The sequence below is a fragment of the Streptomyces sp. NPDC001450 genome (assembly GCF_053597295.1).
Map to the genome: position 1 here is coordinate 138,741 of NZ_JBSFHY010000008.1, position 19,878 is coordinate 158,618.

At 73.4% G+C, this 19,878-nt stretch carries 15 protein-coding genes, 2 tRNA genes and 1 pseudogene; 13 read left to right on the top strand and 5 right to left on the bottom strand.

The window, feature by feature from the left end:
- Positions 1-38: 38 nt before the first annotated feature.
- The 7 genes from ACWC5O_RS11210 to ACWC5O_RS11240 all read left to right on the top strand — a co-directional run bounded on the left by ACWC5O_RS11210 (position 39) and on the right by ACWC5O_RS11240 (position 7,355).
- Positions 39-1,190, top strand: a complete 1,152-nt coding sequence (locus ACWC5O_RS11210; RefSeq protein ID WP_450586218.1) for an acyl-CoA dehydrogenase family protein — start codon at positions 39-41, stop codon at positions 1,188-1,190.
- An 8-nt stretch (positions 1,191-1,198) separates the two neighbouring features.
- A complete protein-coding gene (locus ACWC5O_RS11215) occupies positions 1,199-2,137 on the top strand; it encodes a bifunctional MaoC family dehydratase N-terminal/OB-fold nucleic acid binding domain-containing protein (RefSeq protein WP_450586432.1) in 939 nt (312 codons plus the stop codon).
- Position 2,138: 1 nt separating this feature from the next.
- Entirely contained in the window at positions 2,139-3,170 is a 1,032-nt protein-coding gene (locus ACWC5O_RS11220; RefSeq protein ID WP_450586220.1) for an acyl-CoA dehydrogenase family protein, read from the top strand.
- On the top strand, positions 3,160-3,633 hold the full coding sequence (locus ACWC5O_RS11225; protein ID WP_450586222.1) for a MaoC family dehydratase: 474 nt from the start codon (positions 3,160-3,162) through the stop codon (positions 3,631-3,633). The genes ACWC5O_RS11220 and ACWC5O_RS11225 overlap by 11 nt, the downstream gene beginning before the upstream one ends.
- Positions 3,630-4,796 carry a lipid-transfer protein gene (locus ACWC5O_RS11230; RefSeq protein WP_450586223.1) on the top strand — a complete coding sequence of 389 codons (1,167 nt, stop codon included), beginning with the start codon at positions 3,630-3,632 and terminating at the stop codon, positions 4,794-4,796. The genes ACWC5O_RS11225 and ACWC5O_RS11230 overlap by 4 nt, the downstream gene beginning before the upstream one ends.
- Before the next feature lie 149 nt (positions 4,797-4,945).
- The gene (locus ACWC5O_RS11235) at positions 4,946-5,503 is read left to right on the top strand and encodes a SigE family RNA polymerase sigma factor (RefSeq protein WP_389178788.1); all 558 of its coding nucleotides are present in this window, start codon (positions 4,946-4,948) and stop codon (positions 5,501-5,503) included.
- A 196-nt stretch (positions 5,504-5,699) separates the two neighbouring features.
- Entirely contained in the window at positions 5,700-7,355 is a 1,656-nt protein-coding gene (locus ACWC5O_RS11240; protein WP_450586225.1) for a long-chain fatty acid--CoA ligase, read from the top strand.
- Positions 7,356-7,416: 61 nt separating this feature from the next.
- Here the strand turns inward: ACWC5O_RS11240 and ACWC5O_RS11245 are convergent, their stop codons facing one another.
- Complete coding sequence (locus ACWC5O_RS11245; protein ID WP_450586226.1) at positions 7,417-8,625, bottom strand: MFS transporter; 1,209 nt, start codon at positions 8,623-8,625, stop codon at positions 7,417-7,419.
- 126 nt (positions 8,626-8,751) lie between these two features.
- On the opposite strand from ACWC5O_RS11245, the gene ACWC5O_RS11250 reads away from it, so the two are divergent.
- Positions 8,752-9,336 (top strand): TetR family transcriptional regulator, encoded by a 585-nt coding sequence (locus ACWC5O_RS11250; RefSeq protein WP_450586228.1) that lies wholly within the window; start codon positions 8,752-8,754, stop codon positions 9,334-9,336.
- Between the two features lie 357 nt (positions 9,337-9,693).
- Here ACWC5O_RS11250 and ACWC5O_RS11255 read toward each other — a convergent pair whose 3' ends face one another.
- Complete coding sequence (locus ACWC5O_RS11255; RefSeq protein ID WP_450586229.1) at positions 9,694-10,410, bottom strand: class I SAM-dependent methyltransferase; 717 nt, start codon at positions 10,408-10,410, stop codon at positions 9,694-9,696.
- Between the two features lie 53 nt (positions 10,411-10,463).
- The gene (locus ACWC5O_RS11260) at positions 10,464-10,979 is read right to left on the bottom strand and encodes a hypothetical protein (protein ID WP_450586231.1); all 516 of its coding nucleotides are present in this window, start codon (positions 10,977-10,979) and stop codon (positions 10,464-10,466) included.
- 135 nt (positions 10,980-11,114) lie between these two features.
- Between ACWC5O_RS11260 and ACWC5O_RS11265 the strand changes: the two genes are divergently transcribed.
- The 3 genes and pseudogenes from ACWC5O_RS11265 to ACWC5O_RS11275 form a co-directional block, all read left to right on the top strand.
- The gene (locus ACWC5O_RS11265; RefSeq protein WP_450586232.1) at positions 11,115-12,401 is read left to right on the top strand and encodes a histidine kinase; all 1,287 of its coding nucleotides are present in this window, start codon (positions 11,115-11,117) and stop codon (positions 12,399-12,401) included.
- A complete protein-coding gene (locus tag ACWC5O_RS11270) occupies positions 12,389-13,039 on the top strand; it encodes a response regulator transcription factor (RefSeq protein ID WP_067360243.1) in 651 nt (216 codons plus the stop codon). Before ACWC5O_RS11265 ends, ACWC5O_RS11270 begins: the two co-directional genes overlap by 13 nt.
- Positions 13,040-13,229: 190 nt before the next feature.
- Positions 13,230-13,613 (top strand): annotated as a pseudogene (locus ACWC5O_RS11275) (transposase); the annotation flags it as partial.
- Here the strand turns inward: ACWC5O_RS11275 and ACWC5O_RS11280 are convergent.
- Together ACWC5O_RS11280 and ACWC5O_RS11285 are read right to left on the bottom strand one after the other, a co-directional pair.
- Positions 13,610-18,403: a PAS domain-containing protein gene (locus ACWC5O_RS11280; protein WP_450780956.1), complete on the bottom strand. Its 4,794-nt coding sequence runs from the start codon at positions 18,401-18,403 to the stop codon at positions 13,610-13,612. The pseudogene ACWC5O_RS11275 and the gene ACWC5O_RS11280 overlap by 4 nt on opposite strands.
- Before the next feature lie 264 nt (positions 18,404-18,667).
- Entirely contained in the window at positions 18,668-19,231 is a 564-nt protein-coding gene (locus tag ACWC5O_RS11285) for an SSI family serine proteinase inhibitor (protein WP_450586238.1), read from the bottom strand.
- A gap of 183 nt (positions 19,232-19,414) precedes the next feature.
- On the opposite strand from ACWC5O_RS11285, the gene ACWC5O_RS11290 reads away from it, so the two are divergent.
- Positions 19,415-19,505: transfer RNA gene (locus ACWC5O_RS11290), tRNA-Ser, on the top strand.
- Positions 19,506-19,732: 227 nt separating this feature from the next.
- Positions 19,733-19,805, top strand: a tRNA-Arg gene (locus ACWC5O_RS11295).
- Positions 19,806-19,878 lie beyond the last annotated feature (73 nt).

Here is a 19,878-nt window from a genome sequence, read left to right on the forward strand (position 1 = left end):
ACTGTCCTGTCAGGCAAGCGAGGCCGGGAGGGCCCGCCGTGCACCTCGCCCCCACCGAGCGGCAGCAGCGGCTGCGCGCCGAACTCCGCGCCTACTTCCGGACCGTGCTGCCCGAGGCAGGTGAACCCGCCGACGGCCGCGCTTTGTTGCGCCGCATCGGCGCCGACGGCTGGCTGGGACTCGGCTGGCCGGTCGAGTACGGCGGTCAGGGGCGTGGCGCGGACGAGCAGTTCGTGTTCTTCGACGAGGCGTACCGGGCCGGCGCCCCCGTCTCCATGGTCACGCTCAACACGGTCGGGCCCACGCTGATGAAGTACGGCAGCGAGCGCCAGAAGGCCCACTTCCTGCCCCGGATCCTCGCCGGTGACCTGGTCTTCGCGATCGGCTACACCGAGCCTTCTGCCGGCACCGACCTCGCCTCGCTGCGGACCCGGGCCGTACGGGAGGGCGACGGCTGGCGGATCGACGGGCAGAAGATCTTCACCTCGGGTGCCCAGCACGCCGACTGGATCTGGCTCGCCTGCCGCACCGACCCGGACGCGCCCAAGCACCGTGGCATCTCCATCCTCGTCGTCCCCACGGACGCCCCCGGCTTCTCCTGGACGCCGATCGAGACCGTGGGCGGCCAGACGACGACGGCCACGTACTACGACGGTGTCCGCGTCCCCGCCCGGAACCTGGTCGGAGCCGAGAACGAGGGCTGGTCGCTGATCACCGGCCAGCTCAACCACGAACGGGTCGCCCTCGCCGCCATCGGCATGCAGGCCGAGGAGTTCTACGCGGCGGCGCTCGCCGCCGCCCGCACCCCCGATCAGGTGACCGGCAGGCGCCGGATTGACGAGCCGTGGGTGCGTTCCCGACTGGCCGAGGTGCATGCCCGGCTGGCGGCATCACGCCTGCTCAACTGGCGTTTGGTGGGGGACGTGGGGGCGGGCGGGCCGGCCCCCGGCGACGCCAGCGCGGTGAAGGTCGCGGGAACGGAATCGGCTGTCGCGACGTATCGCATGTGTCAGGAGATCGTCGGCGATGCGGGACTCGTCCGCTCGGGGTCGCCGGGGGCGTTCGAGGGCGGCGACCTGGAGCGGCTGAACAGGGCGGCACAGATCAACACGTTCGGGGGCGGGGTGAGCGAGGTGCAGCGGGAGATCGTCGCGACGATGCGGCTCGGGATGACGAGGGGGCGGAGGTGAGCGAGCGGATGGACGAGGTGGGGAGGCGGCTCAAGGCGTACGAGGGCCGGCCCGCCGCCGTCGCCGGGGTGGGCAAGGACCCGGTGAACGCGCCGATGATCCGGCACTGGTGCGAGGCGATGGGCGACACCAGCCCGGCGTACCTCGGACCCGACGCCGTCGCCCCGCCGACCATGCTCCAGGCGTGGACGATGGGCGGCCTCTCCGGCCACGAGGGCCGCACCGGTGCCTACGACGAACTCCTCGCCCTGCTGGACGAGTCGGGCTGCACGTCGGTGGTGGCCACCGACTGCGAGCAGGAGTATCTGCGGCCCCTGCGCCCGGGGGACGAGGTCACCTTCGACGCGGTGATCGAGTCGGTCTCCGACCGCAAGACGACCAAGCTGGGCACGGGGTACTTCGTCACGACCCGCATGGACGTACGGGTGGACGGCGAACTCGCCGGCACCCACCGCTTCCGCATCCTCAAGTACGCCCCGGCCCGCCGCACACCCCCGGTCGATCGGCCCCGGCGCCCCCGACCGGTGGTCAACCGGGACAACGCCGGCTTCTGGGAGGGCGTGACCGGGTACCGGCTCCTCGTCCAGCGCTGCACGGGCTGCGGCACCCTGCGCCACCCCTGGCTGCCGGGCTGCAACGCCTGCGGCTGCCTGGACTGGGACACGCTCGAGGCGAGCGGCGCGGGCACGGTCTACTCGTACGTGGTGATGCACCACCCGCCCTTCCCGGCCTTCACAGAATCCGATCATGCCGCTGACGCGGCGGGGCCGTATGCGGTCGGCCTGATCGAACTCGCCGAGGGCGTGCGGATGGTGAGCAACGTGGTCGGGGTGCCGTACGACAAGGTGCGCATCGGCCTGCCGGTCCGGGTGGAGTTCATGTCCTGTGAGGACGGGGAAGGCGTACTGGTCCTGCCGGTCTTCCGGGTCGTCGAAGGCGAGGCGTGACATGGACTTCACGCCCACCGAGGCTCAGGCCGACGCCCGTGACCTGGCCGCGCGGATCTTCGGCGACCTCGCCACCCACGAGCGGCTGAAGGCCGCCGGCGCCGGCAGCGACCCCGAGCTGTTCAAGGCCCTGTGCACGGCGGGCCTGGTCGGCGCCGTGAGCGAGCTGGGCCTGCTCGGGCTCGTGCTGATCCTGGAGGAACAGGGGCGTACGACGGCCCAGGTGCCCTATGCGGCGACGTGCGTGTACGGCCTCCTGGCGGTCGCCTCCCACGGCACGCCCGAGCAGCGGGAGCGGCTGCTGCCGGGCATCGAGGACGGCTCGGTGGTGGTCGCCGGTGCGCTCTTGGCACAGGGAGGTGTGCGGGCCGCCGCGCCAGGCGAGCTGACCGGCGCCGTCCCCGTCGTCCCCTGGCTCCGGGACGCCACCCACGTCCTGGTCGCCGACGCCGACCGGCACCTGTGGCTGGCCCCGCTCGGCGAGGGCACCGGGATCACCCCGGTGGAGCTGACGGCACCCTGGTCCGCGGCCCGTCTCACCCTCGACCGTGCCCCGGCGGAACCCCTCGGCGGTCCGGGCGCCGACGCGTGTGCCGACGTCCTCGCCACCGCCCGCACCGCCTTCGCCGGCCTCCAGGCCGGGGTGTGCGCCGGGTCGCTGGCCCGGGCGGTGGCGCACACGAACACCAGGGAGCAGTTCGGGCGTCCGCTCGCCACCCGGCAGGCCGTCCAACTCCGGGCCGCCGACGCCCACATGGACACCGAGGCGATACGGGTGACGGCGTACGAGGCCGCCTGGCGGCGGGACGCCGGGTTGCCCTACGCCACGCACGCGCTGACCGCCGCCTGGTGGGCCTCCGAGGCGGGGCAGCGGGTCGTCCACACCGGCCAGCATCTGCACGGCGGGGCCGGAGCCGACCTCGACCATCCGGTGCACCGGCACTTCCTGTGGGGGCGGCAGCTGGACGCCCACCTGGGATGCGGGGCCGAAGTGCTCCAGGAACTGGGGGAGTTGATCGCACATGGGGAGTGAGACGCGGGCACCGCGGCCGGCGGCGGGCGCCGAGTTGCCGCCGCTGGAGATCCCGATCACCCGCACGCTGATCGTGGCCGGGGCGATCGCCTCCCGGGACTACCAGGACGTGCACCACGACGCGGAGCTGGCCCGGCAGAAGGGCTCCCCCGACGTCTTCATGAACATCCTGACGACGAACGGGCTGGTCGGCAGGTACATCACGGACCACTTCGGCCCCTCCGCGGTGCTCCGCAAGGTCGCCATCAGGCTGGGGGCGCCCAACTATCCGGGGGACACGATGGTGCTGACGGGCAGGGTCGAGGAGGTCGACGGCGACACGGCGACGGTGCGCGTGGTCGGGGCCAACGCCATCGGCCGGCATGTGACCGGCACGGTGACGGTCAGCGTCCCGGCGCCCGCACCGGCGTCGGCACCGGTCTCGGCACCGTCCTCCGTGTCGGGCGGGGAGGCCGCGTCATGAGCGTGCGCAACCGGGACTCCCTCGGCGGCCGGGCGGCGATCGTCGGCATCGGGGCCACCGAGTTCTCCAAGGACTCCGGCCGCAGTGAGCTGCGGCTGGCGGTGGAGGCGGTGGGGGCCGCGCTGGACGACGCGGGGCTCACCCCGGCGGACGTGGACGGTCTGGTGACGTTCACGATGGACACCAGCCCGGAGATCACCGTGGCCCAGGCCTGCGGGATGGGCGAGCTGTCCTTCTTCTCCCGCGTCCACTACGGCGGCGGGGCGGCCTGCGCGACCGTCCAGCAGGCGGCGCTGGCGGTGGCGACCGGTGTGGCCGAGGTGGTGGTCTGCTACCGGGCCTTCAACGAGCGGTCGGGCCGCAGATTCGGCGCGGGCGTGCAGCACCGGGAGCCGTCGGCGGAGGGCGTGGCGCTCGGCTGGGTGCTGCCGTTCGGGCTGCTCACCCCGGCCTCGTGGGTGGCGATGGCGGCCCAGCGATATCTGCACGCCTACGGGCTGACCCCCGAGGCGTTCGGGCACGTGGCCGTGGCGGACCGGAAGTACGCGGCCACCAACCCGGCGGCCTACTTCCACGGCCGCCCCATCACCCTCGCCGACCACACGGCCTCCCGCTGGATCGTGGAGCCGCTCAGGCTGCTGGACTGCTGTCAGGAGACCGACGGCGGCCAGGCCCTGGTGGTGACGTCCCTCGAGCGGGCCCGGGACCTGCCGCATCCGCCCGCCGTGATCGCGGCGGCCGCCCAGGGCGCCGGCCGGGCGCAGGAGCAGATGACCAGCTTCTACCGCGACGATCTGACCGGTCTGCCGGAGATGGGCGTGGTGGCCCGCCAGCTGTGGCGGACGTCGGGGCTGGGCCCGGCCGACATCGACGTGGGGATCCTGTACGACCACTTCACACCGTTCGTGCTCATGCAGCTGGAGGAGTTCGGGTTCTGCGGGAAGGGCGAGGCGGCCGACCTCGTGGCCGAGGAGCGGCTGCCGATCAACACGCACGGGGGACAGCTCGGGGAGGCCTACCTGCACGGGATGAACGGCGTCGCGGAAGCGGTGCGCCAGCTGCGGGGCACGGCGGTGAACCAGATACCGGGGGCGGCCCGGACCCTGGTGACGGCAGGCACGGGGGTGCCGACGTCGGGGCTGGTTCTGGCGGCCGACGGGTGAGCGCTCTCAGGGGCGAACCCGCAGACGGGGTCACCCCGCAGTCCACCTTCAGGAGGTGTACGCAGCCCCACCCCTACAACCTGAGGGGGACCCTGCTTCGGGACTTGGGGCCGATCCGCCGGAGTGCGGTCCACTCCTAGCGTGGAGCCATGACCACACCCGTCTGCACCAGCGCCTCGGCCGCCGCCGCACCAGCGCGGCAGACCCACGCATACCCGTCGTTCTCCTCGTACGTGAGGGCCCGCCAGCCGGTCCTGCTGCGCACCGCGCGCTCACTGACCGCGAACCCGAGCGACGCCGAGGACCTGCTGCAGACCGCGCTCACCAAGACCTACGTGGCGTGGGAGCGGATCGAGGACCACCGGGCGCTCGACGGCTATGTGCGCCGGGCCCTGCTGAACACGCGGACCTCGCAGTGGCGCAAGCGCAGAGTGGACGAGTACGTCTGCGACGAGCTGCCCGAGCCGGAGCCCGTACCCGGCGAGGACGACCCGGCCGAGCGGCAGGCACTGCACGACGCCATGTGGCGGGCGATCACCAAGCTGCCCGCGCGGCAGCGGGCGATGGTCGTGCTCAGGTACTACGAGGACCTCAGCGAGGCCCAGACGGCCGAGGTGCTCGGGGTCTCGGTGGGCACGGTGAAGTCGGCGGTCTCCCGGGCCCTGGGCAAGCTGCGCGAGGATCCCGAGCTGGGACTGGTGCGCTAGGGGGTGTCTGCATGGATCATGCCGGCGACGCGGGGTCGGGTCGGCCACCAGGGCACCGAGACGATGGCGCCGACCTGATCCAGCAGACACCCCCTAGGCCTCAGTTTCGCTTCCCCTAGTGACATACCGCGCGGTATGTGCGCAGAATCAGCGCAACCTCTACTCCCGCGTAGGCAATGTCGCCATGGAGGACGCCGTGCTGAGCACCATGCAGGACGTACCGCTGCTGATCTCGAGGATCCTGACCCACGGGGCGACGGTCCACGGAACGTCGCGGGTGAGCACCTGGACCGGCGAGGGTGAGCCGCAACGCCGTACCTACGCCGAGATCGGCACCCGTGCGGCCCAGTTGGCGCACGCTCTTCGGGACGAACTCGGCGTCCGGGACGACGACCGGGTCGCGACGCTGATGTGGAACAACGCCGAGCACGTCGAGGCCTACTTTGCGATCCCCTCCATGGGCGCGGTCCTGCACACCCTGAACCTCCGCCTCCCGGCCGAGCAGCTGGCGTGGATCGTCAACCACGCCGCCGACCGCGTGATCATCGTCAACGGCTCGCTGATCCCGCTGATCGCGCCGCTGCTGGCCAAGCTGCCGACGGTGGAGCACATCGTCGTCTCGGGCGCCGGTGACCGTTCCCCGCTCGCGGGTGCCACCGCGCGGGTGCACGAGTACGAGGAGCTGATCGCCGGCCGGCCCACCGGCTACGACTGGCCCGAGCTGGACGAACGCCAGGCCGCCGCGATGTGCTACACCTCCGGCACGACCGGCGACCCCAAGGGCGTGGTGTACAGCCACCGTTCGATCTACCTGCACTCCATGCAGGTGAACATGACCCAGTCGATGGGCCTGACCGACCAGGACACCTCGCTGGTCGTGGTCCCCCAGTTCCACGTCAACGCCTGGGGCCTGCCGCACGCCACCTTCATGAGCGGCGTCAACCTGCTGATGCCCGACCGTTTCCTGCAGCCCGCCCCGCTCGCCGAGATGATCGAGGGGGAGCGGCCGACGCACGCGGCCGCCGTCCCCACCATCTGGCAGGGCCTGCTCGCCGAGCTCACCGCCCGCCCCCGGGACGTCTCCACCCTCGTCCAGGTCACCATCGGCGGCGCCGCCTGCCCGCCCGCCCTGATGGCGGCCTTCGACAAGCTCGGCATGCGGGTCTGCCACGCCTGGGGCATGACGGAGACCTCCCCGCTCGGCACGGTGGCCCGCCCGCCGGCCCACGCGGTCGGCACCGAGCAGGAGTTCGCCTACCGCCTCACCCAGGGCCGCTTCCCGACGAGCGTCGAGGCCCGCCTCACCGGACCCGGCGGCGAACGCCTGCCCTGGGACGGCGAGTCGGCGGGCGAGCTGGAGGTCCGCGGCCCCTGGATCGCGGGCGCCTACTACAACGGCCCCGACGCCGAACCGCTGCGCCCCGCGGACAAGTTCAGCGAGGACGGCTGGCTGAAGACCGGCGACGTCGGCACCATCTCCCCCGAGGGTTTCCTGACGCTCACCGACCGCGCCAAGGACGTCATCAAGTCCGGCGGCGAGTGGATCTCCTCGGTCGAGCTGGAGAACGCGCTGATGGCCCACCCGGATGTCGCCGAGGCCGCCGTGGTCGCCGTACCCGACGAGAAGTGGGGCGAGCGCCCGCTGGCCACGGTCGTCCTCAAGGAGGGCGCGAGCACCGGCTTCGAGGCCCTGCGCACCTTCCTCGCCGAGGAGGGCCACATCGCCAGGTGGCAGCTCCCCGAGCGCTGGACGATCGTCGAGTCGGTGCCGAAGACGAGCGTGGGCAAGTTCGACAAGAAGGTGCTGCGCCGGCGGTACGCGGAGGGGGAGCTGGACGTCACCAGCCTCTGACCGGGGACGTCACCAGCCTCTGCCGAACCAGGGGTGGGCGGCCGTACGGAGGGGACAGGCCTCAGCGCCGTACCGCCGTGCTCGCCCACCCCAGCACCAGCCACACGCCCGCCACCGCGCTGACCCCGCCCCAGCCCCAGTGGCCGAAGGCCAGGCCCGCCAGGGTCGAGGCGAGGGCGCCGCCGGTGAAGCCGGCGACGACGTAGGCGGTGTTGGCGGTGGCCGGGGCGGAGGTGGTCGTCAGGGCCAGCGTCTGGTTGGCGACATGGGAGGCGACCAGGGCGGCGTGGATGGCGACGGCGGCCACGAACAGCGCGGCCAGCATGTGTCCGCCGAGCCAGAACAGCGGCACGGACACGGCCGCGAGCAGATACGCGGACCGTACGACCTTGGCGGCGCCGAAGCGGTCGACCAGGCCGCCCGCGAGCGGGGCCACCGCGGTGGCGGTGAGGCCGAAGAGGCCGAACAGGCCGGCGGTCGCGGTGGACAGGCCGTACGCCGGGCCGGTCAGCAGCAGGGCGAGCGAGGTCCACAGGGCGCTCCAGGCGCCGAACATCCCGGCCTGGCGCACGCACGCCCGCCACAGGTCGGGCGAGCGGCGGACGAGTCCGGGCAGCTCGGTGATGCCCGAGAACAGGGCTCCCCTGCGGGGGCGCCGCTCCGAGGGCAGGGCCAGAGCCGTGGCCAGACCCAGGGCGAGGGTCAGCGCGCCGGACCCGGCGAACACCCAGCGCCAGCCGAAGGCCTGTCCGGCGAGTCCGCCGACCACCCGGGCACCGACGATGCCGGTGAACAGTCCGGCGATGACGGCCGCGACATGGCGGGCACGGTGGTGGGCGGGGGCGCGTTCGGCGACCAGCGGGACGAGCAGCTGGGGGATGACGGTCGCCGCCGCGGCGACGAAGACGGCGACCGCCAGGGCGGCGGTGCCGGTCGCGGCCGCGCCGAGCCCCAGCGCGGCGGCTGTGGCCACCGAGAGCAGGGCGACCAGCGGGCGCCGGTTGACGCGGTCGCCGAGCGGGGCGAAGAAGAGCAGGCCGGCCGCGTAGCCGAACTGGGCGACCGAGGCGATCCAGGTGACGGCCGGAGGGGCCGTGCCGAAGTCGTGGGCGATCAGGGGGAACAGCGGGGCCGCGAGGTAGATGTTGGCGGCCGTGACGGCGGTGCAGACGGCGATGAGCAGGAGGAAGAGCCGGCCGGAGGCGGGCTGTTCCCGGGCGGGGATCCGGACCTCGGGTGCCCGGTGGGTGGTGCTGGTCGCTGACGGCATGAGCGGAGCTACTCCTTAGAGCCGACTCTCACAACTAACTGGTTGGTTGGATGCCTCAACAGAATGCCCCTCTTCGGAATTCCCTGTCAACCAAACGGTTGGTTATAAGAGCGGTACCCTGCTCGCATGGCAGCAGTCAGGGACCCCGAAGCCACCAGGGCCCGCATCTTCGACGCGGCGGTCGCCGAGTTCGCCCGGTACGGCATCGCGGGCGCCCGCATCGACCGCATCGCCGCCGAGGCCAAGGCCAACAAGCAGCTGATCTACGCCTACTTCGGCAACAAGGCGGAGCTGTTCACGCAGGTCCTGGAGAAGGCGATGCTCGATCTGGCCGTCGCCGTCCCCGTCGATCCCGACGACATCGAGGGCTGGGTCGACCGCGTGATCGACTATCACGCCACCCACCCCGAGGTCCTCCGCCTGCTCTTCTGGGAGGGCCTGGAGTACGGCGCGAGCGCCGAACTGCCCGACGAGAGCGAGCGCCAGGAGCACTACCGCAAGAAGATCGACGCGCTGCGGGAGGGCCAGGACCGGGGCGTGATCACCGACGCGATCCCGGCCCGCGACCTGCTCTTCCTGCTCATCGCCCTGGCCAACTGGGCCTCGGTCGTCCCCCAGATGCGCCGCATCGTGGTGGGCGCCGAGGACACCGACCGGGACCGCCTGCGCGCCTCGATCAGAGAGGCGGCCCGGCGGCTGGTCGCACGCTGACGCCGGCGCCCGAGACGGGCTACACCAGCCCCGCTCACCTGTGGCTGGGTAGCACCGCCGAAAACCGCGCGGAATGGGCCAGTCGGCACTGCACCACCACAGGCCCGCTCGCAGAACTCCGCGGGGCTGCTGGACGCACCCGCCCTATCGCCGCCGCCCGGGCTTGCTGCCGGAGAGGACCCAGCACGATCGGAGACCGGAATCACGCAGCAGAAGCCGCAGGACTCCCCTCTCACCTTGCGGGGGCGCCGCAGTTCGTGGCTGGCCGCGGTTGGGGCGGAGCCCCCTCGCCTCCTGGAGCGGCCTACCGCGCGCCAGGTTGTTCAGCTCGGTGATCGCGGTCCCTGCGTGCGGTGCTCACGCTTCCCCGTCGTCGGTGTCCCGGTCGCTGTGGGCGAGGCGCTCGCTCTGGTGGCCTGGCGCGTCGGCTCTGCAGGGTCGGAAGCGGGCGAGGTATGCCGGGCTTGGGCCGCGGCGCTCGGTCAGGTGGAGGCCGGCGGCGTCGGCGAGCCGGTGCAGCCGGCCGAAGGGGATCCAGTGCCGGTCGAAGAACTCGCCGATCACCAGCCGCCCGCCTGGTGCCAGCACCCGTGCCGCCTCGCGCAGTACCCGATCCGGCTCGGGGATCTCGCCGAGCGCGGTCACGGCGTATACGGCGTCGAATGTCCCGTCGGCGTAGGGCAGTTCACGTGCGTCCGAGCGGGTGGGCCTGATCGTCGCCAGGCCGTCGCGCTCGGCGCGGCACATCACGTGGTCGAGCATCTCCTGCTGGATGTCGAGCACATCGAGCCGTCCCTCCGGCCCGAGCTGCGGGGCGACGTGCAGCGACTGCAGGCCCGTCCCCGGGCCGATCTCCAGGATCCGCTCCCCCGGCCGCGGTTGCAGTACGGCGTCCATCCGGTCGGCTGTCAGGAACGGCAACGGCACGTCGAGGAGGCCGCGTTGGGCGTACGGATAGGGCACCGTGTCGCCCAGCCACCAGGCGGCGGCCAACGCGGCGCCGACACCGGCGGCGACCGCCCAGCGGGTCCGGGCCGGGATCGGGGCGACGGGGGCGGTGGTGATGCGGTGCATGGTGTTCTCCGGTGGATCGATTCGGTCCGTGGCATGTGGCTGGGCGGTCGGCGTCACGCGTGCCGGCTCAGCGCCCGCAGCGCCAGTCGGCCGCACAGCGCGGCGAGCGGCAGCTCGGCGCCGAGCGCCATGGCGACCGCGGTGGCGAAGTCGCCGCCCGGGGCCGCGGTCGTGGTGTCGAACCAGGCGTCCACCGCAAGCAGCGTCGCGGTCGCGGCGGCTGCCAGGGCGTGCCGCCGGTCGCCGCGGGCGGCGAGGAGGCCGGTGGCGATCAGGCCGAGCGCCTCCAGCGCGTCGAGCCCGACCCAGGCGACCGGCCAGTGCGCCGCGGTCGCGGTGGCCGGCAGGCCGGTGGCCAGCACGTACAGCCACGGCAGCAGGGCGAGCCCGCAGGCGACCAGCAGCCACCCGGCCCGCCGCATGCCCCGCGCCGGGCGCGGTTCCTCCGCCTCTTCGTGGAGCGGGATGACCTCGGCGCGGTCAAAGTCCTCGGCGCTGGCCACTTCCTCATCGCACAAGCCCAGTTGACGCATCGTCTTCCCCCGCTCCCCGCCGGCTCTCCCCTTCACGTGCTCCACCCTCCGCCGCACACCAGGGCGCCGTCAGTCACGCAGGGTTCCGACCCGGGGTGGAGATAAGTGCACCCCCGAACCGGGCGGGAGCGTCATGGCACGGGGATGGCCTGCGGCTTTACCGTTTGACGCATGCAACTCACGACGTGGCGGCAGCTGATGCAGGGCCGGCCGTTCCGCAGGGCGGGACACCGGACCGCGCTCGTCGCCGCCGGCCTGCCGCTCCACCTCGCCGTGGTGCCACTGTGGCTCTGGCTGGTCGGCACGATGGCGGCGTTGGTGCCGGCCGTGACTCCGCTGCCCGTGCTGCTCACGCTCGTGGCGCTGCCCGTGCTGCTCACGCTCGTGGTGACACCCCTGCTGACCGTCGGGCAGCGGCGGCGCTACCGGGCGCTCGTCGGCAAGGACCTCCCGCGCCCCGCCGTACCCGGGCCGGGACGCAACTGGAAGTCGGCGGTGCGCCGGCCGACCACGCGGGCCTTGTGGCGGCAGGTCTGCTACCACGCCGTGGCGGGTCCACTGCTCGCCGTCCTGGACCTCGCCGTCCTCGCCGTCTGGGCCGTCGCTCTCGTGGCCGCCTCCATCTACGTGTGGATCTGGGCGCTGCCCCCACAGTGGCGGGTCACCGACGTCGGGTACACCACGCAGGCCGCGTACATCACCACCGGCGGTCTCGCCCTGCTGTTCCTCGGGCCCCGGCTGACCGGCGCTCTGGTGCGGCTGGAGACCCGGGCGGCCGAGGTCCTGCTCGGCCCCAGCCGCACGGAGAAGCTGGCCCGCCGGGTCGCCGACCTCGCCGAGAGCCGGGCCGGCGTGCTCGACGCCGCCGACGCCGAGCGGCGGCGGATCGAGCGCGACCTGCACGACGGCGCGCAGCAGCGCCTCGTCTCACTCGCCGTCAACCTGGGCCTGGCCAGGTCCACCCTCGGCGACCTGCCGGCGGACGCCCGCAAGGTGATCGACGAGGCGCACCGCGAGGCGAAGGAGGCGATCGCCGAGCTGAACGACCTGGTGCGCGGCCTGCATCCGGCCGTCCTTGAGGACCGCGGCCTCGACGCCGCGCTGTCCGGGGTCGCCGCCCGCCTCCCGATCCCGGTGCGCGTGGCGGTGGACCTGCCGCAGCGCCCCTCACCCACGGTCGAGGCCGTCGCGTACTTCGTGGTCTCCGAGGCCCTGACGAACGTGGTCAAACACGCCCAGGCGACCCGGGCGGACGTGACCGTGGAGCGGATCGGGGAGACACTGCTGGTGGTCGTCGCGGACGACGGCGCGGGCGGCGCGGATCTCGCGGCGGCCGGCGGCGGCACCGGGCTCGCCGGGCTCGCCAAGCGCGTCGCGTCCGTCGACGGCACGTTCTCCTGCCGCAGTCCCGCCGGGGGCCCGACCGTCATCACCGTGGAGCTGCCGTGCGCGCCGTGATCGCCGAGGATTCCCTCTTGCTGCGCATCGGCGTGGTCAAGGTGCTGGAGGCGGCCGGCTTCGAGATGTGCGCGCAGGTCGCCGACGCAGAAGGGCTGCTGGCGGCCGTCGAGGAGCACCGTCCCGACATCGCCGTGGTCGACGTGCGCATGCCGCCCGGCTTCACCGACGAGGGAGTACGCGCCGCGCTGGTGATCCGCCGCCAGTATCCGCGTACCGCCGTGCTCCTGCTGTCGCAGTACGTGGAGGAGCGGTACGCCGCCGATCTGCTCGCCGCCAACACCTCGGGCGTCGGCTATCTGCTCAAGCAACGGGTCGCCGACGTCGAGGAGTTCGCCGAGGCGGTACGCCGGGTGGCGGCCGGCGGCACCGCGCTCGACCCGCAGGTCGTCGCGCAGCTGCTGGTACGCCGGCACAGCGATCCGCTCGACCGGCTGACACCGCGCGAGCGGGAGGTGCTGGAGCTGATGGCGGGCGGCCGGTCCAACTCCGGCGTCGCCGCCGAGCTGGTCGTGAGCGAGAGCGCGGTCGCCAAGCACATCAACAGCATCTTCACCAAGCTCGACCTGCCCAAGGCCGACGCCGACCACCGTCGTGTCCTAGCGGTGCTGCGCTTCCTGGGCGTTGCGACCGCATAGTGCGCGATCACGCCCGCATGCCCAGTCGACAACGGTGCTGAGCAGCACTTAGTGGGGAATGCGGCGCCTTCGGACAGGTGCTCTCCACCAGGCTTTGCCGCGCTGGGTGCCGAAGGCGGTGGCCGTCGTGCGCAGGGCCATGGCATGGGTGGGGCTGGTCATCACTGGTGTCCTCGCAGTCGCGCCTGCCTTCGCTGACGTGATGGCGCGGCTGCGTGTTCCCCGACGGCGTGGACGGCCCCGGACCCGGCCAGCGGCAGTCCTCGCAGACGAGACGTATTCGTCGCGGGCCATCCGTGAACACCTCAGGCGGCGCGGCATCCGGGCGGTCATCCCCGTGCCGGCCGATCAACGCGGCCGCCGTCTGCGACGCGGCAGCCGGGGTGGCAGGCCACCCGCCTTCGACCGCGAGACCTACAAGCAACGCAACACGGTCGAACGCTGCATCAACCGCTTGAAACAGTGGCGAGGCATCGCCACCCGCTACGAGAAGACAGCAGCCATCTACCTGGCCGGACTCCACGCCCGAGCATCTTCCTCTGGTCAGCCAGGTGATCCAAACGAAACCGCCTAGTTGGTCCCGATCCGCGCGAGCAGGTCCACGATCCGGCTCTGCACCTCGTTGCTGGTGGACCGCTCCGCGAGGAACAGCACCGTCTCGCCCGAGGCCAGCCGCGGCAGGTCGGCCGGGTCGACGGCGGCGGTGTAGACGACCAGCGGGGTGCGGTTGAGCTGCCCGTTCGCGCGCAGCCAGTCGATGATCCCGGCCTGCCGCCGGTGCACCTGCATCAGGTCCATCACCACGAGGTTCGGCCTGAGCTGCCCCGCCAGTGTCACCGCGTCGTTGTCGTTCGCGGCCCGCGCCACCTGCATCCCACGCCGCTCCAGCGTCGAGGTCAGCGCCAGCGCGATCTCCGCGTGCTCCTCGATCAGCAGCACCCGCGGCGGATGCTGTTCGCTGTCGCGCGGCGCCAGCGCCTTCAGGAGTACGGCGGGATCGGCGCCGTACGCCGCCTCGCGCGTCGCCTGCCCGAGCCCGGCCGTGACCAGCACCGGCACCTCGGCCGCGACCGCCGCCTGGCGCAGCGACTGCAGCGCGGTACGGGTGATCGGCCCGGTCAGCGGGTCCACGAACAGCGCGGCCGGGAACGCCGCGATCTGCGCGTCGACCTCCTCGCGGGAGTGCACGATGACCGGCCGGTAGCCGCAGTCGCTCAGCGCCTGCTGGGTCGTCACGTCCGGCGCGGGCCACATCAGCAGCCGGCGCGGGTTGTCCAGCGGCTCCGGGGGCAGCTCGTCGTCCATCGGCTGCGGCCGCGGCATGTCCGCGACCTCGATCGCCCCACCGGGTCCGTCCAGCGGTTCGGGCCCCTCGGCCGCGTTCGCGTCCGGGGCACCTATGGCGTACGACCGCCCGGCGCCCTCGGTGGCCGGGGCGAGCCGGGACTGCCCCGCGAGCGAGGGCTGCGCGGGCAGCGGTTCGGCCGACGGATGCGGGCGGGCCGCCTGCTCCGGCTGCGGCTCCTGGCGCGCGGCCGGGTCGGGCGGCGTGCCCAGCTTCCGCCGGCGGCCGGAACCGCCCGGCGTGTGCGGGGGCGGGGTCGCCGTCGGCTGCTGCACCTGCAGGGCCTGCCGCGCGAACGGCACGCCCTGCCCCAGCGTGCGGACACTGATCGCCCGGCCCTGGGTGGAGTTGAGGTCGACCGCGGGCCCCGCGGCCTCGGCGGGCAGGGGCTGGGCCGCCGCCCGCTGGACACCGGCGGGCGGCGGGAGCGGGGTGCCGGGTGCCGGTGTGGCGGACTGCGGTGCCGGGACACCCGCACCGGACGTGTCGTCGGCGCCGGGCCACTGCTGGGGGACGGCGGCCGCGGGGGTACCGGCGGCCGGCGTCGCCGCGCCCTGGCCCGCCGGCACCTGACCGGGAGCGGCCTCCACCGGGAGCGGCTGACCGGGGTGCGGCGCGGCCGGGGTACCTGCGGGCGGGGTGGTCTGCGCCGCCGGGGTGGGGGAGGCGGGGGGCTGCTGGGCCTGGGGGGCCTGCGCCTGCGCCGGTACGGGCTGAGCGGGTACCGGCTGTGCGGGTACGGGCTGGGCAGGCAGCGGCTGGGCGGGCGCCGGCTGTGCGGGTACGGGCTGGGCAGGCAGCGGCTGTGCGGGTACCGGCTGTGCGGGTACGGGCTGGCCGGGTGCCACCTGGACGGAAACGGACTGGCCTGGCGCCACCTGCGCCGGAACCGGCTGTCCCGGCGGAACCGGTACGCCCTGACCGGCGGTGCCCTGCGCGGGCACGGCGGCGTTGGGCACGGCCGTCGGCTGCCCGGGGGCGGCCAGGGCTGCCACGCCGGGCTGAGCTACGGCATCGGGAGCTGCCACACCGGGCTGAGCCACGACACCGGGCTGAGCCGCGAAACCGGTCGGAGTGACGACGCCGGGCTGAGCCGCGACACCGGGCTGAGCCGCGACACCGGCCTGCGCCGCGACACCGGCCTGCGCCGCGACGCCGGGCTGAGCGACGACGCCGGGCTGAGCGACGACGCCGGGCTGAGCGACGACGCCGGGCTGAGCGACGACGCCGGGCTGAGCGACGACGCCGGGCTGTCCCGCAGCCCCCGTCGGCGCGCCCGTACCCTGCGCCGGAATCCCGTGCCCCGGGGTCGGCTGCCCCACGGCGACCTGAGCAGCCTGCGGAACCTGTCCGGGCTGTACCGGCTGCACCGGCTGCCCGGGAGCGGCCGGTACCGGAGCCGCCTGAACCGGAAGTGCCGGAACGGCCTGGCCAGGGGCACCGGGAGCAGCAGCGGCCAGCGGGGCCGCCGTCTCCGTGGGCTCGCCCGGATGGGCCACGGCCCGCCGCCGGCGGCCGGTCGGTGCGGACGTGGGGTGCGGCTGGGGCGGGGTGTGGTCCTCGGCCTGGTCGAGCGGTACGGCGTCATGCCGGCCGGCGTCGCCGGGAACTCCCTCCATGGCCCCGTGCACCTGACCCGGGACCTGGGCACCCGGAGCCACGGCCACCCCTACACCGGTCGCCGCGTCGGCAGAGTCGGGTGAGCGGTCGGCCTCGGCCGGGGGCAGCGCGAAGACCGTACGGGCCCCCGCCTCCTGTGCGGCGGCCCGCTCCGCGGCGGCGGCCAGCGCACGCCGGCGTCGCCCGGTCGGCTGCTCGTCCGAGGCCGCCTCGGCCGGGACGGGCTGCGCGGGCCCGGTACCGGCCGCGGGCAGCGCGGGCGGCAGGGCGGCCTGCGGTGCGCCGGAGTCGCGCCTGGCCCGGCGGCCCGTGGGCGCGGGCACGCCCTGCGGCGGCACGGTGCCGCCGAGTCCGTTGCCCGTGGCGGCGGCGCCCGCGGCATGCTCGGCCGCGGTCACCACGGCACCCTCGGACACGCCGTTCTGTTCCGTACCGGCGTCGGTTTCGGCGGGCCGTCCGCGCCGCCGCCCGGTCCCGCCGGACGCGGTCTCCGCACCCTCGTCGACGACCGGCGGAGCCGCCTCGACGGCCGCCGCCGCACGCCTGCGGCGCCGCCCGGTCGGCGTGGGCGCCTCCGCCTCGCCGTCACCGGACTCAGCGGACTCAGCGGGGGTGTCGCTCTCCAGGAAGGCGTCCGTGGAGGCCCGCCGGGCCCGCCGCCGCCCGCCGCCGGTGCTCTGCTCGGCGGCTCCGGCAGCGGTGTCCTCGGGGCCGGCGGCCTGCGCGGCGACCGCCCCGGCGCCACCGCCGAGCGGCACTTCGAGGACGTACGCACTGCCGCTCATGCCCGGCACCTCGTGCGTCTGCAGCACACCACCGTGCGCCCGGACGATCCCGCGCACCATGGGCTCGTGCACCGGGTCTCCCCCGGCGTACGGCCCGCGCACCTCGATGCGCGCGACCTCACCGCGCTGCGCGGCCGCGACCACGACGGTGTTGTCCATGTAACCGCCCGCGGACACGGGCGTGTTGCCGGTGGCGTCGACGCCCGCCACGTCCGCGACGAGATGCGCGAGCGCGGTGGCGAGCCGCTGCGGGTCGACCTCGGCCTCGATGGGCGGCGCGTGTACGGCGAACTGGACGCGGCCCGGTCCGATCAGCTCGACGGCCCCGTCCACACCGGCGGCGACGACGGCGTCGAGCATCACCTTCGTACGGGTGATGTCCTCGGCGCCCGCGTCCAGCCGCTGGTAGCCGAGGACGTTGTCGATGAGGGTGGTGATGCGCGAGTACCCGGCCGAGAGGTGGTGCAGCACCTGGTTGGCCTCGGGCCACAGCTGCCCGGCGTCGTCCGCGGCCAGGGCGGACAGCTCGTGCCGCAGCTCGTCCAGCGGTCCGCGCAGGGACTGCCCGAGCAGCGTCAGCAACTGCTCGTGCCGCCCGGAGAGGGCCTCGTACCGGTCCTTCTCCCGCTCGGCGAGCGCGGCGTACCGCTCCTCGCCGGCCGCCAGCTCCTCCTCATGCTTCTCGCGCAGTTCGTCGAGTTCGGTGACGTGCTGCTGGCGCAGCGCCGTCAGGTCGGAGGCGTGCTCCTCCGAGAGCCGCTCCAGCTCCTCGGCGTGCGCCTTCTCCTGAGCGTCCTTCTCCTCGGCGAGGGCGTCGTACGGCCGCCGGTCCGTGAAGGTCATGACGGCGCCGACGAGCTGGTCGCCGTCGCGCACCGGAGCGGTGGTCAGGTCGACCGCGACCTCCTGGTCGCCCTTGGACCACATCACCTGCCCGCGCACCCGGTGCTTGCGCCCGGAGCGCAGGGTGTCGGCGAGTGGCGACTCCTCGTACGGGAAGGGGGAGCCGTCGGCGCGGGAGTGCAGCACGAGGGTGTGCAGCTCCTTGCCGCCGAGCTCACCGGCCCGGTAGCCCAGTATCTGGGCGGCGGCCGGATTGACGAGCACGATCCGCCCGTCGGTGTCGGTGCCCACGACACCCTCGGCCACGGCCCGCAGGATCATCTCGGTCTGCCGCTGCGAGCGAGCCAGCTCGGCCTCGGTGTCGACGGTCCCGGACAGGTCCCGTACGACGATCATGAGCAGCTCGTCGCCGGTGTAGCCGTAACCGTCGTACGCCTGCTGTCCGTTCTCCAGGTTCGCGCTCGTGACCTCGACCGGGAACTCGGATCCGTCCGTCCGCCGCGCGATCATCCGCGTGGGCTTGGTCCGCCCGTGCGGATCCATGTGATCGGGGCGCCGCATGGAGCCGGGGATGAGCCGGGAGTCGAACTGCGGCAGCAGATCGAGCAGCCCCCGCCCGACGAGCGCGGTGCCCGGTGCCTCGAAGGCCTCCAGGGCGATGGTGTTGGCGTTGACGACGGTTCCGTTGGCGTTGACCAGCACCAACGCGTCGGGCAGCGCGTCGAGTATGGCTGCGAGGCGAGCAGCGCCTCGGGATGGCCTGCTGCTCACGAGACGCTTCCTCCCTGTTACCGCTTTCCGACCGCTCGGGCCATCTTGCCAACCGGCCCGCAGCGTGTCACGCGAGGGAGTCTAAGGGCACGGGTTGCGCTCGCGACGCCGGATGAGAGGGAGGTCGCACGAGGAAGTGACGGCGAACATGTGACCGTATGCCCGCTCGGCGCCCCGGTTCCGGCCCCGGCTCCGCAGGACCTTCGCGGGACCTTTACGAGGCCGGTGATTCCGCCAAGAAACACATGACAAGCACCGAATCACCTACTGAAGCGATTCCGAGGGCGATTCCGAGGGCGGACCCGAAGGCGAACCGAGCTTCGGCAGCAGGGGCACCATCCGGTCCCACCGCCCGATCTCGCACCCGTCGCCGCGGTCGTACGAGGCGTCGACCGGACGTCCGGCCCACGTGCCGGTGACGTGGGCGGTGGCCGGGCCGCCGTAGAGCATGGTGCAGCTGCTGCCGGAGGCCACCGGGGCGAAGGTGTCCTGCCCCCAGCGCGTGTTCGAGTCGAGCACCCGGCAGGCCCCCGCCACGTCCGGGTGATTCCCGGCCCCGGGATGACAGGACACCTCGTACGTCCCGTCCCGCCCCGCGCCGGCGTGCTCCACGACGACGGTGAGGTGATCACCACCGCGGTCCTCGGGCCGCACGGGCGGAGGCAGGGCGGGCGCGGCGGCGGGTGCGGCGGGCGCCGCGGCAGCGGGTGCCGCGGCCGGGCCGACCAGGGACAGGACCGAGAACGAGACCGAGGCGGCGGCAGCGGCGGCGGCAGTGCGGGACACCGCCACCACGCCCCGCGGGACGACCGACAAGACAGAGACCATGTCCTGCCCAACGCTCGCGCCCCCCGGACGTTGCGCCGGGCCCCGGACCTGCCGCCCCGCCGGGCGAAGCCCTTTGCCCTGTGGCCCCCGCGCCTAGTACCGTGGGAGCCGATTGGTGACAGCACGCTCGACTGTGTCATCATCTGCACGCACCAGTCGCGCGCTCGCGCGAGTGGTTGTGCTGGAGGCGTCGCCTAGTCCGGTCTATGGCGCCGCACTGCTAATGCGGTTTGGGCCTTAAAGCCCATCGAGGGTTCAAATCCCTCCGCCTCCGCACCGATCCCGAAGCCCCGGTCCTCAGGACCGGGGCTTCGGTGTTCCCGGGGTGTTCGGTGGGCGTTCCCGGACCGCCCGAGGATCTCCCTCTTCCCCGTCCGATCCACGTTTCCGCAGGTCACAAGGGGTATGCGAATCGGATTTCACATGACGGCGGCAGTCATGTAATGTTCTTCCTGTCGCCGCGAGCGGGCCGAAAGGGCCGAGAGCGAAGACGAAAAACAAGCACTCGTAGCTTAACGGATAGAGCATCTGACTACGGATCAGAAGGTTGCAGGTTCGAATCCTGCCGAGTGCACACAGGTTAGAGGCCCCGGAGAGATCCGGGGCCTCTTGCGTTTCAGGGGCGTACAGCAGCGAAGTACAGCAAC